We start from the raw sequence: 15,838 nt of genomic DNA, 5'->3' as shown, positions 1-15,838 counted from the left end.
ACCAAGTCCGGCCGGAGGGGCCGGCGGGAGCGCCGCCACCGCGTCGTCGTTCGTCACGTTGGAAGCCGGAACTCGCGCTACGGAAGCCTGCCGGATGTTTCCGTACCCATACCCGGCCAGGAAGACGGGCCCAGCCCGCGGGTGCCCCTTCGGGGGCGAAACATCCATCGATGCAGCGAAAGGGGAAGTCCATGAACGCGTGCAGTTTCCGTGCAACTCCAGACCCGAGGGCACGTCAATGAGCCGTAAGTTGGCGACACTCAGATCGAAGGCCATGTTCACCTTTGTCGGGGGCGTGCTGGTCATCAATCCCGCTTTCGGCCAGGAAGCACCGACCCCGGCCGCGCCGACCGAGCAGGCCCAGGCGCAGCCCGAGGCGACCGACCTGGACGCGGTGGTGGTCACCGGCATCCGCAACAGCCTCAGCCAGGCCATGGACGTCAAGCGCGATGCCACCGGCGTCGTCGATGCGATCAGCGCGGAGGACATCGGCAAGTTCCCCGACACCAACCTCGCGGAGTCGTTGCAGCGCATCACCGGCATCTCGATCGAGCGCCGCGACGGCGAAGGCGCCCAGGTCACCGCACGCGGCTTCGGCCCGCAGTTCAACATGGTGACCCTCAATGGTCGCCAGATGCCGGGCGCCGACGCCTTCGGCGCGTCGGGGCAGGTCGCCATCGGTGGCGTGGACGGGGGCACGCGCGCGTTCAACTTCGCGCAGCTCGCCGCCGAAGCGATCAACGGGATCGAGGTCTACAAGACCAGCCAGGCCCAGGTGCCCAGTGGCGGCATCGGTGCGACGATCAACATCCTCACCGCGAAGCCGTTCAACTACGACGGCATGGTCGCGAGCGCCGGAGGCAAGCTGGTTTCGGACGAGAGCCAGCCCTTCGACAACGACATCACCCCGGAGCTGTCGGGCATCTTCAGCTACGCGAACCCGGACAAGACCTTCGGCGTCAGCCTCAGCGGCAGCTACCAGAAGCGCGAGGGCGGCTCGGTCCAGGCGACCGAGAACTACTGGAACGTGCAGCCGTGGACGGGGACCATGCCCGGCAACCCGACGGTGGTCAACGCACCGGGGATCGGCGAACTCTATGCTCGGCCGAACGACCTGCGCTATGCCTTTTCCGAGTTCGAACGCGAGCGCGTGAATGGCCAGGCGGTCGTCCAGTTCGCACCGACCGACGCGCTGACGTTCACCCTGGACTACACCTACTCGACCAACGAGATCACCGAGAACCGAGGTGAGCAGGCGATGTGGCTGCAGAACAGCAACTACACCGACGTCGAGTTCGACACCAGCGGCGCCGTCGCCACGCCCATCTACATCCGCGAGATCGCGGGCACCAAGGACTTCGGCCTCGAGCAGCAGCGCAGCGCGCAGAAGTACAAGCTCGGATCGCTGGGCTTCAATGCCGAGTGGTTCGTCAGCGACAACTTCCGCCTCAGCTTCGACGCGCACGATTCGAAGAACGAGAGCCTGCCGAACGATCCGCTGACCGGCGGCGGCTCGATTTTCATGAGCATCGCCGGCACCAACAACTGCACCACCGGACCCCATTGCGGCGGCTCGTGGGTGCAGGAGCTGATCTTCAACGACGGCCTGCCCGTCGGGATCCAGACCTGGTATCCGTCCACCACGGACGCGGTGGCAGGCACCAACGGCGTGGTCAATCCCGGATTCGTGGAAGGCGAGGTCGGATCGCAGGTGTTGCGCATCAACGCGCAGACCCAGATCAGCGAGATCAAGCAGGCCCGCATCGACGGCGAATGGCTGTTCGACCAGGGGCGCTTCCAGTTCGGCGTGGACACCAACAAGTCCAGCACACATCGCATCCAGGCCGCGGAGGCCTACTCGACCCTGGGCGACTGGGGCGTGGCCAACGTGGACTCGGACACGGCGGCGGGGCTGATGGACCTGCTCCGTCCGGTCAACATCGGCGGCCTGTTCAGCGACTTCAGCGTGTCCAGCTGGCCGGGCTGGCGCGGCGACGCGGGCGAGCTCGCGCAATGGGCGTCCGGCGTGTACGGGGTGGGCCTGGGCGTCAGCCCGCAGCGTGCCGCCGACAACCGCGTGGAGGAGAAGACCCACTCGGCCTACATGCAGGTTGAGCTGGACGGCTCGCTGGGCGACATGCGCACCAACACCCGCCTGGGCGTGCGCTACGAGACCACGGATGTCGTGTCGACCTCGGTGATCGCGATCCCGGAGGCGATCGAGTGGCAGGCCAACAACGATTTCCGCATCGTGCTGTCCGATGAGCAGCAGCCCTTCAGCGAGCGGGCGAGCTACAGCTACATCCTGCCCAACCTCGACTTCAGCATCGATTTCACCGAAGACCTCAAGGGCCGCGCTTCGTTCGGCAAGAGCATCGCCCGCGCGCCCTACGGCAACCTGTACGCCGGTCCGGGTGCGCAACAGCCGTTCGGCTCGGTGCTGATCGATCCCTCGACCCGGGCGAGCGGCAACGCGCAGAACCCGAGCCTGGAGCCGCTCGAGTCGGACAACCTCGACCTGGCCCTGGAGTGGTACTTCGCCGATTCGAGCTACGTGTCGGTGACCTATTGGAACAAGTCGGTCGACAACTTCATCGGCAACACGGTCGGCCAGGAGTCGCTGTACGGCCTGCGCGACCCCACGTCGGGTCCCGATGCCCAGGCGGCGCTGGACTTCCTGACCAGTGCGGCCTGCCTGGCGCAGGTCGGTCCGGCCAACGCGTCCGCGTGTTCGGCCAACGACACCTCGCTGTTCACCGCGCTGGCGCTGCTGCGCAACGACCCCGCGGGGCTGGCGGCGTACAACGGCACCGATGCCCAGGTGCTCACCACCGAGGCGGCCTACGACCTGTACGGAGAAGCGGACGATCCGTTGTACATGTTCAACGTCAACCGGCCGATCAACCAGAACAAGGCCAAGCTGCACGGCTGGGAAATCGGTGGGCAGTACTTCTTCGGCGACAGCGGTTTCGGCATCCTCGCCAACTACACCGTCGTCGACGGCGACGTGGGCTACGACGACGGCGGCGACCCCGGACTGGACCAGTTCGCGCTCACCGGCCTGAGCGACACGGCCAACGCCATGCTGATGTACGAGAAGTACGGCTGGTCGGTCCGCCTGGCCTGGAACTGGCGCGACGAGTACCTGATCCTCGCCAACCAGGGCTCCAGTCGCAATCCGTACTACGTGGAGGAGTACGACCAATGGGACCTGAGCGTGAACTACACGCTCAACGACCACTGGTCGTTCGGCCTGGAGGCCATCAACCTGACCGGCGAGGACGTGCGCTGGCGCGCGCGTACCGAGGAGATGATCGTCAAGCTGGCCGACCAGGACCCCCGCTACATGCTGGGCGTCCGCTACAAGTTCTGAGTTTGGCGACTGATACCCTCTCCGCGTGTCGCCGGACGGGACCGCTGCGCAAACAGCGGTCCCTTTTTGAGGATGCCCCGGGGTAGCGGCGCCGGCGCGACCGGCGGGCGCTAGTATGGGGAACGGCTTTCCACAAGGCTGACGATGGCCCGCTACGAGCTGCTCAACAACGTGACCCACAAGGACCTGCGCGTCGCCACGGGGTTTGGTCCCGAGTTCGGCGACGACGTGGGCATGGTGCCGGCGTTCCCCAGCGAGTTCGCGGAGCTGCAGCGCGAATACCCGATCTTCCTGAAGAAGGGACCGGGGGAGGGCGAGTGGCAGTCGGTGGCCCTGCTCGGCTTCGAGCAGCGCGAGAACCTGTTCCTGCGCGACGGGCGCTGGAATGCCTCTTACCTGCCGGGCGCCGCGGCCAAGGGGCCGTTCCTGATCGGCTTCCAGGAGCAACGCGTCGACGGCGAGGCGATCATGGAACCGGTGGTGCACGTCGACGTGGAGCATCCGCGGGTGGGCCGGGACGAAGGCGAGCCCCTGTTCCTGCCGCAGGGCGGCAACACCCCCTACCTGGAGCACGTGGCCGGCATCCTGCGGGGCATCCACGACGGCAACCGCTTCGGCCAGCGGATGTTCGCCGCGCTGGACGCCGCTGGCCTGTTGGAGCCGGTCGGACTGGACGTGCAGCTGGACGCCCAGCACCGGGTCGCCGTCGGCGGACTGCATGGCATCGCCCGCGAACGACTCGCTTCGCTGGACGCGCCGGCGCTGTTCGAGCTCAACCGGGCGGGTTACCTGGAGGGGGCGTACCTGATGCTGGCATCGCTGCACAACGTGCGCCGGCTGATGGCGGAAAAGCAGCGCCGCCTGCGCGAGCAGGACGGCAAGGGCTGACGCCCGGATGGACGGCACGGCGATCAGGACGCTGCGCGGGATCGCGGCCGATGCGCTGCCGCTCGATGCGCTGGTGGCCGATGGCCAGCCGGTCGTGCTGGAGGGCATCGCCCGGGACTGGCCGCTGGTGCAGGCGGGCCTGCGCTCCACGCAGGGCGCGATGGCCTGTCTGCGCGACCTGGATGCGGGCCTCCCGATCCAGTATTCCCGGGGCGGGCCGGAGATCGGCGGGCGGCCGTTCTACAGCGACGACTTCACCCGCCTGAACTTCGAGGTGAAGCGAGGCCGCCTGGGCGACGTGCTCGACGCGATCCAGGACCACCTCGGCGATCCACGGCCGCCGACCTACTACGTGGCGTCGCTCCTCGTCGACTGGGCATTGCCCGGCTTCTCGCGAGCCAACGGACTCGGGCTGGAGGCCCATGGTATCCACGCGCCCGCCAGCATCTGGATCGGCAACCGGGTGGTCGCGTCCTGCCATTTCGATGCGCCGGAGAACCTGGCCTGCTGTGCCGTGGGACGCCGCCGGTTCACCCTGTTTTCCCCGGACCAGGTCGGGAACCTCTACCCGGGGCCGCTCGAACCCACGCCCGGCGGGCAGGTCGTCAGCGTGGTCGATTTCGACGCGCCGGACTTCGAGCGCCATCCGCGCTTCCGCGAGGCGCTCGCCCATGCGCAGAGTGCGACGCTGGCACCGGGCGACGCGATCTTCATCCCCAGCATGTGGTGGCACCACGTACGCAGCCTGGAACCCTTCAACGTCCTGGTCAACTACTGGTGGCGCCGCTCGCCCGAGCATCTGTCCTCGCCCTTGCCGGCGCTCCACCATGCGCTGTGGACCATCCGGGACCTGCCCGAGCGCGAGAAGCAGGCCTGGGCCCATGTCTTTGAGTACTACGTGTTCGGCCCGGCCGGACGGGCAGGGGCGCACCTGCCCGAAGAGGCCCGCGACATGCTGGGACCGATGGACGATACCCGGGCCAGGCGCATGCGCGCCATGCTTCTGAACCGCCTCAACCGCTGACGCACGGAGCCACGCCCTTGGATGCCACAGACGCCCCGAAAGGCCCGGTCCGCAAGGTGGTGATCGCAGGCGGCGGTACCGCGGGCTGGCTGGCCGCCTGCGCGCTGTCGCACCAGTTCCGTGAGCGGCTCGAGATCACCCTCGTGGAGTCCGAACAGATCGGGACGGTGGGCGTGGGCGAATCCACCGTGCCTCCCATCCGGACCTTCCACCGTTTCCTGCAGATCGACGAACAGGAGTTCCTGCGCGCGGTGGCCGGCACGTTCAAGCTCTCGATCTCGTTCGAGAACTGGCGCCGCCCGGGCGAGCGCTACATTCATCCGTTCGGGATCACCGGGCAGGGCACCTGGGCGGCGGCGTTCCATCATTTCTGGCTGGACAGCGTTCGACGCGGGATGCCGTCGGAGCTCGGCGACTTCTGCCTGGAGACCGTCGCCTCGCGCGGCGACCGGTTCTCGCTGCAGACGCAGCCCCAGGTCAACTATGCCTACCACTTCGATGCGAGCCTGTACGCGCGGTTCCTGCGCCGCATCGCCGAGGGCCATGGCCTGCGGCGACTGGAGGGCAGGATCCGCGAGGTCAGGCAGCACGCGCAGGACGGTTCGGTGAGCGCCCTGGTCCTCGAGGACGGCACCGTGGTCGAGGGCGACCTCTTCATCGACTGCACCGGCTTCCGTGGCCTGCTGATCGAGCAGACCCTGCAGACCGGCTACGAGGACTGGAACGAATGGCTGCCCAGCGACCGCGCCGTGGCGGTGCAGACCGAGTCCGTCGGCCCGCCGGTCCCCTACACGCGCGCGATCGCGCACGAGGCCGGGTGGCGTTGGCATATCCCGCTCCAGCACCGCGTGGGATGCGGGCTGGTGTTCTCCAGCCGCCACATGTCCGACGACGAGGCCCGCGCCAAGCTGCTGCGCGACGTCGGCGCGCCGGCCATCCGCGAGCCCTGGCTGGTGCCGTTCCGCACCGGCCGGCGGCTGAAGGCCTGGAACAGGAACGTGGTGGCCCTGGGCCTGGCGAGCGGCTTCATCGAACCGCTGGAGTCGACCAGCATCCACCTGGCCATCAGCGCGGTGGTGCGCCTGGTCCAGTTGTTCCCCTTCGATGGCATGGCGTCGTCGCTGGTGGACCTGTACAACGACGTCAGTCGCGCGGAGATGGAGCACGTGCGCGACTTCATCATCCTCCATTACCACGCCACCCGGCGCGACGAGCCGATGTGGAAGGCCTGTCGCGAGATGGCGCTTCCCGATTCGCTGGAGATCCGTTTGCGCGCCTGGCGCGAGCGCGCGCATGCCTGGCAGGATCCCGACGAGCTCTTCCGCATCGACTCCTGGACCCATGTGTTGCTGGGGCAGGGGATCGAACCCGGCCCGGCCCATCCGCTGGCGCGCGCGCTGGGGGACGAGGGCCTCCGCTCGCTGCTGGATTCCATCCGCCGGCCCATCGACCGGGCGGTGGCCACGATGCCGTCGCAGCAGGCGTTCATCGATGGCTATTGCAGGACCGGCGCCGATGTATGGGGCGGCCGCCCCGCGCCCCGCTGACGCACGCGGGAACGGGGCGGACCGATGCTGCTCGACACGCATCCCGGGTTGCGCATCAGCCGGCGGCTGATCGGTCGCGAGCGGGCGCCGCTATTGGTCATCGACCAGCTGCTCGCCGACCCCGAACGCATGGTGGGCAAGGCCATCACCCGCCACTACGGGAAAATGGCTTCGATGTTCCCGGGCCTGCGCGCCGCCGCACCCCTGTCGTACGGGCGATTCCTGGAGTCGGTGCTCAATCCGTTGCTGGCCGAGTGCTTCGACCTGGCGCCGGGGCGCTTCGTGTTTCCCATGTGCCATTTCTCCCTGGTCACCCAGGCCCCCTCCAGCCTGCACTACCTGCAACGCATCCCCCATATCGACTCAGTGCACCGGAACGGCCTGGCGACCGTGCACTACCTGTTTCGAGGCGACTGGGGCGGCACGGACTTCTACCGGCACCGTGCCACCGGGTTCGAGTATGTCGACGAGGGGCGCCATGCGGCCTACTTCGCGCGCCTGGAGGAAGAACGCCGTCGCGAGGCAGGGGTGGCCGAGGGGGGCTACATCGATGGCGACACCCCGTTCTTCGAGCGGATCGACGGCGTGGAAGGCGTGTTCAACCGGCTGATCGTGTACCGGCGGAACTCGCTGCACTCGGGCCGGATCGGGAACGATCGCGCCCTGCCGTCCGATCCCGCCACCGGTCGGCTGTCGATCAACAGCTTCATCGATGTGACGGCGTGAGCTCGCGAACCGGCCTGGCGGGGACGGCGATACGCCTGCAAGTGATTGTCCCAAATGAAATTCCGCGGTGCAGCACGCTTTTTCGGGCGACGCTGGGTAGAGTGTCCCCAGGACCGGTGGGGGCGCACCCGGCATGCCGTGGAAGGGGCAATCGACCGATTCCCCTTTTTCTGGGGAACGGAATGGTAGCGCTAACTTTTTTGTTCTGGAGGTGGGTGGGATGGCTTTTGCCGCGGGGATCGATGCGGGCACGCAGAGCCTGAAGGTGGTGGTCTACGACCCCGCCGACCGTGCGCTCGTGGCGACAGCCAGCGAGCCGCTCGACCTGATCAGTGGCCAGGACGGCCGCCGCGAACAGCATCCCGCCGACTGGGTCGCGGCCATGCAGGCCTGTTTCGACCGCATCGACCCGTCCGTGCGCGCGCGCATCGTCGCGCTGGCGGTGTCCGGACAGCAGCATGGCTTCGTGCCGGTGGATGCCGCGGGCGAGGTGCTGGCGCCCGCCAAGCTCTGGTGCGATACCAGCACCTCGGCCGAATGCGCGCGGATCATGGACGCCGTGGGCGGCGTCGCATCCACCATCGAGCGCGCCGGCAATCCCATCCTCGCCGGCTACACGGCGTCCAAGCTTCCCTGGACGAAGACCCATCGTCCCGAGGCCTATGCGCGCCTGGCCACGATCCTGTTGCCGCACGACTACCTCAACTTCGTGTTGACCGGCGAGCGCTTCTGCGAACATGGGGACGCCTCCGGCACCGGCTGGCTCGATGTCCGCACCCGGACCTGGTCGGCCGACCTGTTGGAAGCGACGGACCCGGAGCGCGACCTGGCGTCCTGCCTGCCCCCGATCGCCGCACCGGATGCCCTTTTCGACATCGCCCCGGCAACCGCCGCCCGACTCGGATTGCCCGCGACGGTGAAGGTCGCCGTCGGCGGCGGCGACAACATGATGGCCGCGATCGGCACCGGCTGCGTGGAGGAGGGGCGGCTGGCGATGAGCCTGGGCACCTCCGGCACCCTGTTCGCGCACTCGGATACGCCCGTGGTCGATCCGGCGGGCGCCTGGGCGGCGTTCTGCTCGTCGACCGGCGGCTGGTTGCCGCTGGTCTGCACGATGAACTGCACCCTGGCGACCGAGCAGGTCGCCCGGGCGTTCGGCCTGGGCGTGCGCGACGCCGACACCCACCTGCAAGCCACGCCGCCCGGTGCCGATGGCCTGGTCATGCTGCCGTTCCTCAATGGCGAGCGCACGCCCGACCTGCCGCTCGGAAAGGGCGTGCTGGCCGGAATGGACACGACGAACCTGTCGCCGGCGCATGTCTTCCGCGCGGCGATGGAAGGCGCGACCTACAGCCTGAAATACGGCTACGACGCCTTCGTTCGCGCGGGCATGCGCTTCGATCGCATCGTGCTGACCGGCGGCGGCAGCCACAGCACGGCGTGGCGGCAGATGGTCGCCGACGTGTTCGGCCTGCCGGTCGACGTGCCCGCGCAGGCCGAGGGCGCTGCGTTCGGCGCCGCACTCCAGGCGATGTGGGCGTGGGGCCGTGCACGTGGCGACGGTGCGTCCATCGCCGAGCTCGCGCGGGTGCACGTGGCGGTCGATCCCACCCTCTCCGCCACGCCGGACGCGTCCCGCGCCGCCGCCTACACGACGGCGTACCGCCGGTTCCTCCAGTACCTCGACGCGGTCAGCCCGCTGCAGCGCGGCTGACGCCCCAAACATCATTTCCCGTTCAACCACAGGACCCCCACCATGAGCACGCAGCCCTTCATCGGCGCCAAGGAGTACTTTCCCGGCATCGGCCGCATCCCGTTCGAAGGCCGCGGTTCGGACAACCCGCTGGCGTTCAAGGTCTACGACGCCGGCAAGAAGATCGGTGGCAAGACCATGCAGGAGCACCTGCGCTTCGCGGTCTGCTACTGGCACACCTTCGGCAATGCCGGCCACGATCCGTTCGGCCCGGGCACGCGCCATTTCCCCTGGGAGGCCGGCGCGCCGATGGCCACGGCCGAGGCCAAGGTCGACGCGGCCTTCGAATTCTTCACCAAGCTCGGCGTGCCGTACTGGTGCTTCCACGACGTCGACCTCGCGCCCGATGCCGACGACATCGGCCAGTACGAGAAGAACCTCAAGCACATGGTCGGGTTGGCCAAGGCGCGCCAGGACGCCACCGGCATGAAACTGCTGTGGGGCACGGCCAACCTGTTCTCGCATCCGCGCTACATGAACGGCGCGGCGACCAATCCCGATTTCGCCGTCGTCGCGCGCGCCGCGGTGCAGGTGAAGGCGGCCCTGGAGGCGACCGTCGAACTGGGCGGCGAGCACTACGTGTTCTGGGGCGGCCGCGAGGGCTATGCCTCGCTGGTCAACACCGACATGAAGCGCGAGCTCGCGCATTTCGCCCGCTTCCTGGCCATGGCGCGCGACTATGGAAGGAGCATCGGCCTGAAGGGCAACTTCCTGATCGAGCCCAAGCCGATGGAGCCGATGAAGCACCAGTACGACTTCGACAGCGCCACGGTCGCCGGCTTCCTGAAGGCGCACGGGCTGGAGAAGGACTTCAAGCTCAACATCGAAGCCAACCACGCCACGCTCTCGGGCCATACCTTCGAGCACGACCTGCAGGTGGCCGCCGACCACGGCCTGCTCGGCAGCATCGACGCCAACCGCGGCAACGCGCAGAACGGCTGGGACACCGACCAGTTCCCCACCGACCTGTACGACACCGTGGGCGCGATGCTGGTGGTGCTGCGCCAGGGCGGGTTGGAAGGTGGCCTGAACTTCGACGCCAAGCCACGCCGCGAGTCGACCGACATGGAAGACCTGTTCCTGGGCCACATCGGTGGCATGGATGCGTTCGCGCGCGGCCTGGAGGTCGCGCATGCACTGCTGACCGACTCGCCGTGGGAACAGTGGCGCCGGGAACGCTACGCCAGCTTCGACGCGGGACAGGGCAAGGCGTTCGAAGGCGGCGCGCTGGACCTCGCCGGCCTGGCGGCACTGGCCGCCGGCCAGGGCGAGCCGGTCCAGGCCAGCGGCAAGCAGGAACGCTACGAGAACCTGCTCAACCAGTACCTGCTGCGTTGAGCGCCACGGCGCAACACCACGACGATCGAGGAGGGGGGCGATGACGGGCCAGGCGACGAGGGGAGGCGAGAACACCCGGCTGATCATCATGATCAGCGTGGTGGCGACGATCGGCGGGTTCCTGTTCGGGTTCGACAGCGGGGTCATCAACGGCACGGTGGATGGCCTGCAGCGGGCGTTCGACTCGGACTCGGTGGGGACCGGGTTCAACGTCGCCTCGATGCTGCTGGGGTGCGCGGTGGGTGCCTTCTTCGCCGGTTGGCTGGCCGACCACTACGGGCGCCGCAACGTGCTGATCGTGGCGGCGGTGTTCTTCCTGGTTTCGGCCTGGGGCTCGGGCATCGCCAGCGGATCGCTGGAATTCGTGCTGTACCGTGTGCTGGGTGGTCTTGCGGTGGGCGCGGCCAGCGTGATGTCGCCGGCCTACATCAGCGAGGTCTCCGCCGCGCAGTACCGGGGCCGGTTGGCGACGGTGCAGCAGATCGCGATCATCGGCGGCCTGTTCGCGGCCTTCCTCAGCAACTACCTGCTGGCCCGCATGGCCGGGGGGTCGGTGACGCCGCTGTGGGGCGGGCACGAAGCCTGGCGCTGGATGTTCTGGGTGGAGATGCTGCCGGCAGCCCTGTTCCTGCTCGCCCTGCTGTTCATTCCCGAGAGCCCGCGCTACCTGGTGGCGCGGGGCAGGAAGGTGCAGGCATCGGCCGTGCTGCATCGCCTCTACGGAGAAACGGAAGGCAACCGCAAGCTGGCGGAGATCGATGCCTCGCTGGCGTCCGACCACCACATGCCGCGCTTGTCGGACGTGGTGAACAGGACCACGGGCCGCATCCGCCCCATCGTCTGGGTGGGCATCGGCCTGGCCACGTTCCAGCAACTGGTGGGCATCAACGTCGTCTTCTACTACGGCGCGGTGCTGTGGCAGGCGGTGGGCTTCTCCGAAAACGACGCCTTGCTGATCAACGTGATCTCCGGCGCGCTCAGCATCGGCGCGTGCGTCGTGTCGATGTTCCTGGTGGACAAGGTGGGGCGCAAGCCGCTGCTGTGGACGGGTTCGGCGGGCATGGCCGTGACCCTGGGCCTGGTCGCATTCGCGTTCGCGAGCGGCGAGCTGGACGGCGCCGGCACGCTGCGGCTGTCGGACGGCATGGGCGTGCTGGCCCTGGTGGCCGCCAATCTCTACGTGGCGTTCTTCAACATGTCCTGGGGGCCGGTGATGTGGATCATGCTGGGCGAGATGTTCCCGAACCAGATCCGCGGTTCGGGCCTGGCCATCGCCGGACTGGCGCAATGGTCGGCCAACTTCCTGGTCACCTGGACCTTCCCGATGCTGCTGGCCGGCATCGGACTGGCCGGCGCGTACGGCATCTACACGCTGGCCGCGGCGCTGTCGGTGGTCTTCGTCCTGAAGTACGTGCACGAGACCCGGGGCAAGGAGCTGGAACAGATGGAGGGATGAGCACCATGACGAACCGGACTGCGATGCGGCGGCCCACGGCCGCGCTGGTGGCCGCCGTCGTGCTGGCACTGGGCGCCTGCCAAGGCGGCGAGCCGGCGGCGGCACCCGCCACGGCCGATGCCAATCCATGGCCGCGGGTGGACTGGCCCCTCGCCGGGGACCCCGCGCTCGAGCAGCGCATCAGCGAACTGATGGCCACGATGACCGTGGAAGAGAAGGTCGGGCAGCTGGTCCAGGGCGACATCGCCAGCCTCACGCCGGAGGACGTTCGCAAGTACCGCCTGGGATCGATCCTCGCGGGCGGCAACTCCGATCCCGGCGGCCGTTACGACGCCTCGCCCGCCGAATGGCTGGCGCTGGCGGATGCCTTCCATGAAGCGTCGATGGACACCTCGCAGGGGGGCAAGGCGATCCCGGTGCTCTTCGGCATCGACGCGGTGCACGGGCAGAGCAACATCGTCGGCGCGACCCTGTTCCCCCACAACATCGGCCTGGGCGCCACGCGCAATCCGGAACTCTTGCGCCGGATCGGCGAGATCACCGCGCTGGAGACGCGCGTCACCGGCATGGAGTGGGCGTTCGCGCCGACCGTGGCCGTGCCACAGGACGATCGCTGGGGGCGTACCTACGAGGGCTACTCGGAATCGCCGGAGATCGTCGCCCGCTATGCCAGCGCGATGGTCGAGGGCCTGCAGGGCAAGGTGGGCACGCCGGCCTTCCTCGACGGACGCCACGTCATCGCCTCGGTGAAGCACTTCGTGGGCGACGGCGGCACCGCGGACGGCAAGGACCAGGGCGACACCCGCATCAGCGAGGCCGACCTGGCGCGTATCCATGGCGCCGGCTACCCGCCGGCGATCGCCGCCGGCGCGCAGACGGTGATGGCCTCGTTCAACAGCGTCAACGGCGAGAAGATGCACGGCAACGCGCCGTACCTGACCGATGTGCTGAAGGGCCGCATGCGCTTCGGCGGTTTCGTCGTCGGCGACTGGAACGGCCACGGCCAGGTGAAGGGCTGCACGAACAGCGACTGCCCGGCGACGATCACCGCCGGCCTGGACATGGCGATGGCGTCCGACAGCTGGAAGGGCTTCTACGAGACCGCGCTGGCGGCCGCGAAGTCGGGCGCGATCAGCCAGGAGCGGCTGGACGACGCGGTGCGACGGATCCTGCGGGTGAAGTTCCGCCTGGGCCTGTTCGAGGCGGGCAAGCCGTCCTCGCGCGAGATCGGCGGCGACTTCGCCCTGCTCGGCTCGCCCGAGCACCGTGCCGTGGCGCGCCAGGCGGTGCGGGAGTCGCTGGTGTTGCTGAAGAACGCAGGTGGCGTCCTGCCCCTCGCTCCTGGCCAGCGCATCCTCGTCGCAGGCGACGGCGCCCACGACGTCGGCAAGCAGGCCGGCGGCTGGACGCTCAACTGGCAGGGCACCGGCACCGTGCGCAAGGACTTCCCCAATGCCGACTCGATCTACGAGGGGATCGCACGGCAGGCGAGCGCCGCGGGCGGCGAAGCGCTCCTGTCCGAGGACGGGACGTACACCGACAAGCCCGACGTCGCGGTGGTGGTGTTCGGGGAGGACCCGTACGCGGAGTTCCAAGGCGACCTCCAGACCCTGCTGTACAAGCCCGGCGACGACACCGACCTCGCCCTGATCAAGCGCTTGAAGGCCGACGGTATCCCGGTGGTGGCGGTGTTCCTCAGCGGCCGGCCGCTGTGGGTCAACCGCGAGATCAATGCGGCCGACGCGTTCGTCGCGGCCTGGCTGCCGGGCTCCGAGGGCGAGGGCGTCGCGGACGTGCTGCTGCGCAAGGCCGATGGCAGCGTCCAGTACGACTTCAGCGGCAAGCTGTCCTTCAGCTGGCCGCGCACCGCGACGCAATACGTCAACAACACCGGACAGGAGGGCTACGACCCGCTCTTCGCCTTCGGTTTCGGCCTCGGCTACGCCGACGACGGCGAGCTGCCCGCGTTGCCGGAGGACCCCGGCCCGGTGGGCGACGCCGGTGCGAGGGGCGTCTACTTCGCGCGCGGCGAAGCGGCGTCGGGCATGGCGTTGCGCCTCGAAGGCACGGGCGGCCAGAGCGTCACCGTCACCCAGGTGCCGGAGGCGTTGGACGGCGACCTCGTGCGCGTGACCGGCGTCGACCACATGGCGCAGGAAGACGCACGCCGGCTGGCCTGGTCCGGCGCGGGCGAAGCGGTCGTGGCCCTGCAATCGCATGTGTCGCTCGACGTGCAGCGCGAAAGCAACGGCGATGTGATGCTGCTGACCACGCTGCGCGTTGACGCGCCGCCGCGTGGCGAGGCCTGGCTGTCGGTGGGCTGCGGACCGGGATGCACGGGGCGCGTTGCACTGGGACCGACCCTGGCGAAGCTGCCCGCCGGCGAATGGACACGGGTCGGCGTGCCGCTCAAGTGCCTGGCCAAGGCCGGCGCGGACGTGGGCCGGCTGGACCGGCCCTGGTCCATCGGTACCGACGGGGCGATGACCCTGTCGGTGTCGCGCGTGGCCCTGGGGGCACTCAATGAAGCCCAGGCGAGCGTGGCGTGTCCCGACGCATGAGCCCGTCGCGGCGCCTGTCCGCGCTGTCGTGGCCGCCGGTCACGGGGGCGCCCGCGCGCTACTTTCGCTTGAGTGGCGCCGCCACCGAATCGCGGGTGACCAGGCCGTGAGGCACGACATGGTCCATCAGCACGCGCGCGCTGTCGCTCCTGCGCTTGATGCTGCGCAGGAGGATGTCGATCGCCGTGTCGGCCATCGAGGCGATCGGCTGGTGGATGGTGGTGAGCTCGGGCCATACCGTGGTCGCCGCCGAGGTGTCGTCGAAGCCCACCACCGACAGGTCGCGCGGCACGTCGAGGCCGCGGCGATGCGCGACCGAGATGGCGGCCGCCGCCATGTCGTCGTTGCTCGCGATGATGGCGGTGGGCGGATCCCCGTGCTCGAGCAGCTTCTCGGCGGCGGCGAGTCCGGCGCGGTACGTGTAGTCCCCGTCCTGGACGAGCTCGTCGGCGACCTCGAGGCCCGCCTCGTGCAGGGCGGCCAGGAAGCCATCGTAGCGGCGCGCACTGGCATTGAGATCGGTGCGGCCGCGGATGAAGCCGATACGGGCGTGGCCCCGCTGGATCAGGTGCTCGGCCAGCTCCTTGCCCGCGCGGAAATCGTCGATGCGGACGCAGGAAATCTCGTCGCTGAGCCGGCCGGATGCGATCGCGACGACCGGCACGCCGCCCTTGACGAATTCGGCCACCGCCGCGCGCGACTCGCACAACGGCGGCGGCAGGATCACCCCATCGACGCGCTTGCACAGGCCGCGGGCGGCCTTGCGTTCGGCCTCGGCATCGAGCTCGTCCCAGTAATCGACGACCAGCTGGACCGCCGTGCGCGAAGCGGCGCGCAGCACGCCCAGCAGGAGTTCGCGGAGGTAGGCGCCGCTGGGGTTGGTGTAGATGAGTGCGATGCGCGTGTGCTGCGCGGCCGCCAGCGAGCTCGCCGCGAGGTTGGGCGTGTAGTCGAGCTCGCGCACCGCGTGCATGACGCGCTCGCGGGTGGCGTCGCGGACCTTGCCCTGGTTGTTGATGACCCGCGATACGGTCATCGGCGACACGCCGGCCAGCGCGGCCACTTCGTCGATCGTCACGCCACTGCTTTTCCGGCGGATCGATTTCTTCGGCTTGTTCAACACGCGTTCCCTTCTGCGACCATGACGGTGCCGCGCAGCGGCCGACCGATCC

General features: G+C 68.8%; 10 protein-coding genes. 9 read left to right on the top strand and 1 reads right to left on the bottom strand.

All coding sequences use genetic code 11. The features are described 5' to 3' along the window. Nucleotides 1–238 precede the first annotated feature (238 nt). From H4F98_RS11530 to H4F98_RS11490, 9 genes are all read left to right on the top strand, one after another. The gene (locus H4F98_RS11530; protein WP_182687802.1) at nt 239–3,373 is read left to right on the top strand and encodes a TonB-dependent receptor; all 3,135 of its coding nucleotides are present in this window, start codon (nt 239–241) and stop codon (nt 3,371–3,373) included. 144 nt (nt 3,374–3,517) lie between these two features. Continuing rightward, the gene (locus H4F98_RS11525; protein WP_182687800.1) at nt 3,518–4,261 is read left to right on the top strand and encodes a SapC family protein; all 744 of its coding nucleotides are present in this window, start codon (nt 3,518–3,520) and stop codon (nt 4,259–4,261) included. A 7-nt stretch (nt 4,262–4,268) separates the two neighbouring features. Then, nucleotides 4,269–5,285 (top strand): cupin-like domain-containing protein, encoded by a 1,017-nt coding sequence (locus tag H4F98_RS11520; protein ID WP_182687798.1) that lies wholly within the window; start codon nt 4,269–4,271, stop codon nt 5,283–5,285. A 17-nt stretch (nt 5,286–5,302) separates the two neighbouring features. Continuing rightward, a complete protein-coding gene (locus H4F98_RS11515) occupies nt 5,303–6,832 on the top strand; it encodes a tryptophan halogenase family protein (RefSeq protein WP_220479199.1) in 1,530 nt (509 codons plus the stop codon). Nucleotides 6,833–6,856: 24 nt separating this feature from the next. After that, nucleotides 6,857–7,558 (top strand): DUF6445 family protein, encoded by a 702-nt coding sequence (locus H4F98_RS11510; RefSeq protein ID WP_182687796.1) that lies wholly within the window; start codon nt 6,857–6,859, stop codon nt 7,556–7,558. 220 nt (nt 7,559–7,778) lie between these two features. Then, complete coding sequence (gene xylB / locus H4F98_RS11505) at nt 7,779–9,272, top strand: xylulokinase (RefSeq protein ID WP_182687794.1); 1,494 nt, start codon at nt 7,779–7,781, stop codon at nt 9,270–9,272. Nucleotides 9,273–9,314: 42 nt separating this feature from the next. Beyond that, complete coding sequence (gene xylA, locus H4F98_RS11500; RefSeq protein WP_182687792.1) at nt 9,315–10,649, top strand: xylose isomerase; 1,335 nt, start codon at nt 9,315–9,317, stop codon at nt 10,647–10,649. A 40-nt stretch (nt 10,650–10,689) separates the two neighbouring features. Next, entirely contained in the window at nt 10,690–12,105 is a 1,416-nt protein-coding gene (locus H4F98_RS11495) for a sugar porter family MFS transporter (RefSeq protein ID WP_182687790.1), read from the top strand. Then, nucleotides 12,102–14,666: a glycoside hydrolase family 3 N-terminal domain-containing protein gene (locus tag H4F98_RS11490; RefSeq protein WP_425487601.1), complete on the top strand. Its 2,565-nt coding sequence runs from the start codon at nt 12,102–12,104 to the stop codon at nt 14,664–14,666. Before H4F98_RS11495 ends, H4F98_RS11490 begins: the two co-directional genes overlap by 4 nt. A 58-nt stretch (nt 14,667–14,724) precedes the next feature. Here H4F98_RS11490 and H4F98_RS11485 read toward each other — a convergent pair whose 3' ends face one another. Then, nucleotides 14,725–15,786 carry a LacI family DNA-binding transcriptional regulator gene (locus H4F98_RS11485; RefSeq protein WP_182687973.1) on the bottom strand — a complete coding sequence of 354 codons (1,062 nt, stop codon included), beginning with the start codon at nt 15,784–15,786 and terminating at the stop codon, nt 14,725–14,727. Nucleotides 15,787–15,838 lie beyond the last annotated feature (52 nt).

Origin of the sequence: Marilutibacter spongiae (assembly GCF_014145325.1) — a bacterium.
In the GTDB taxonomy this organism is placed as follows: Bacteria; Pseudomonadota; Gammaproteobacteria; order Xanthomonadales; family Xanthomonadaceae; genus Marilutibacter; species Marilutibacter spongiae.
This window is presented reverse-complemented; position numbering and strand designations above follow the sequence as displayed.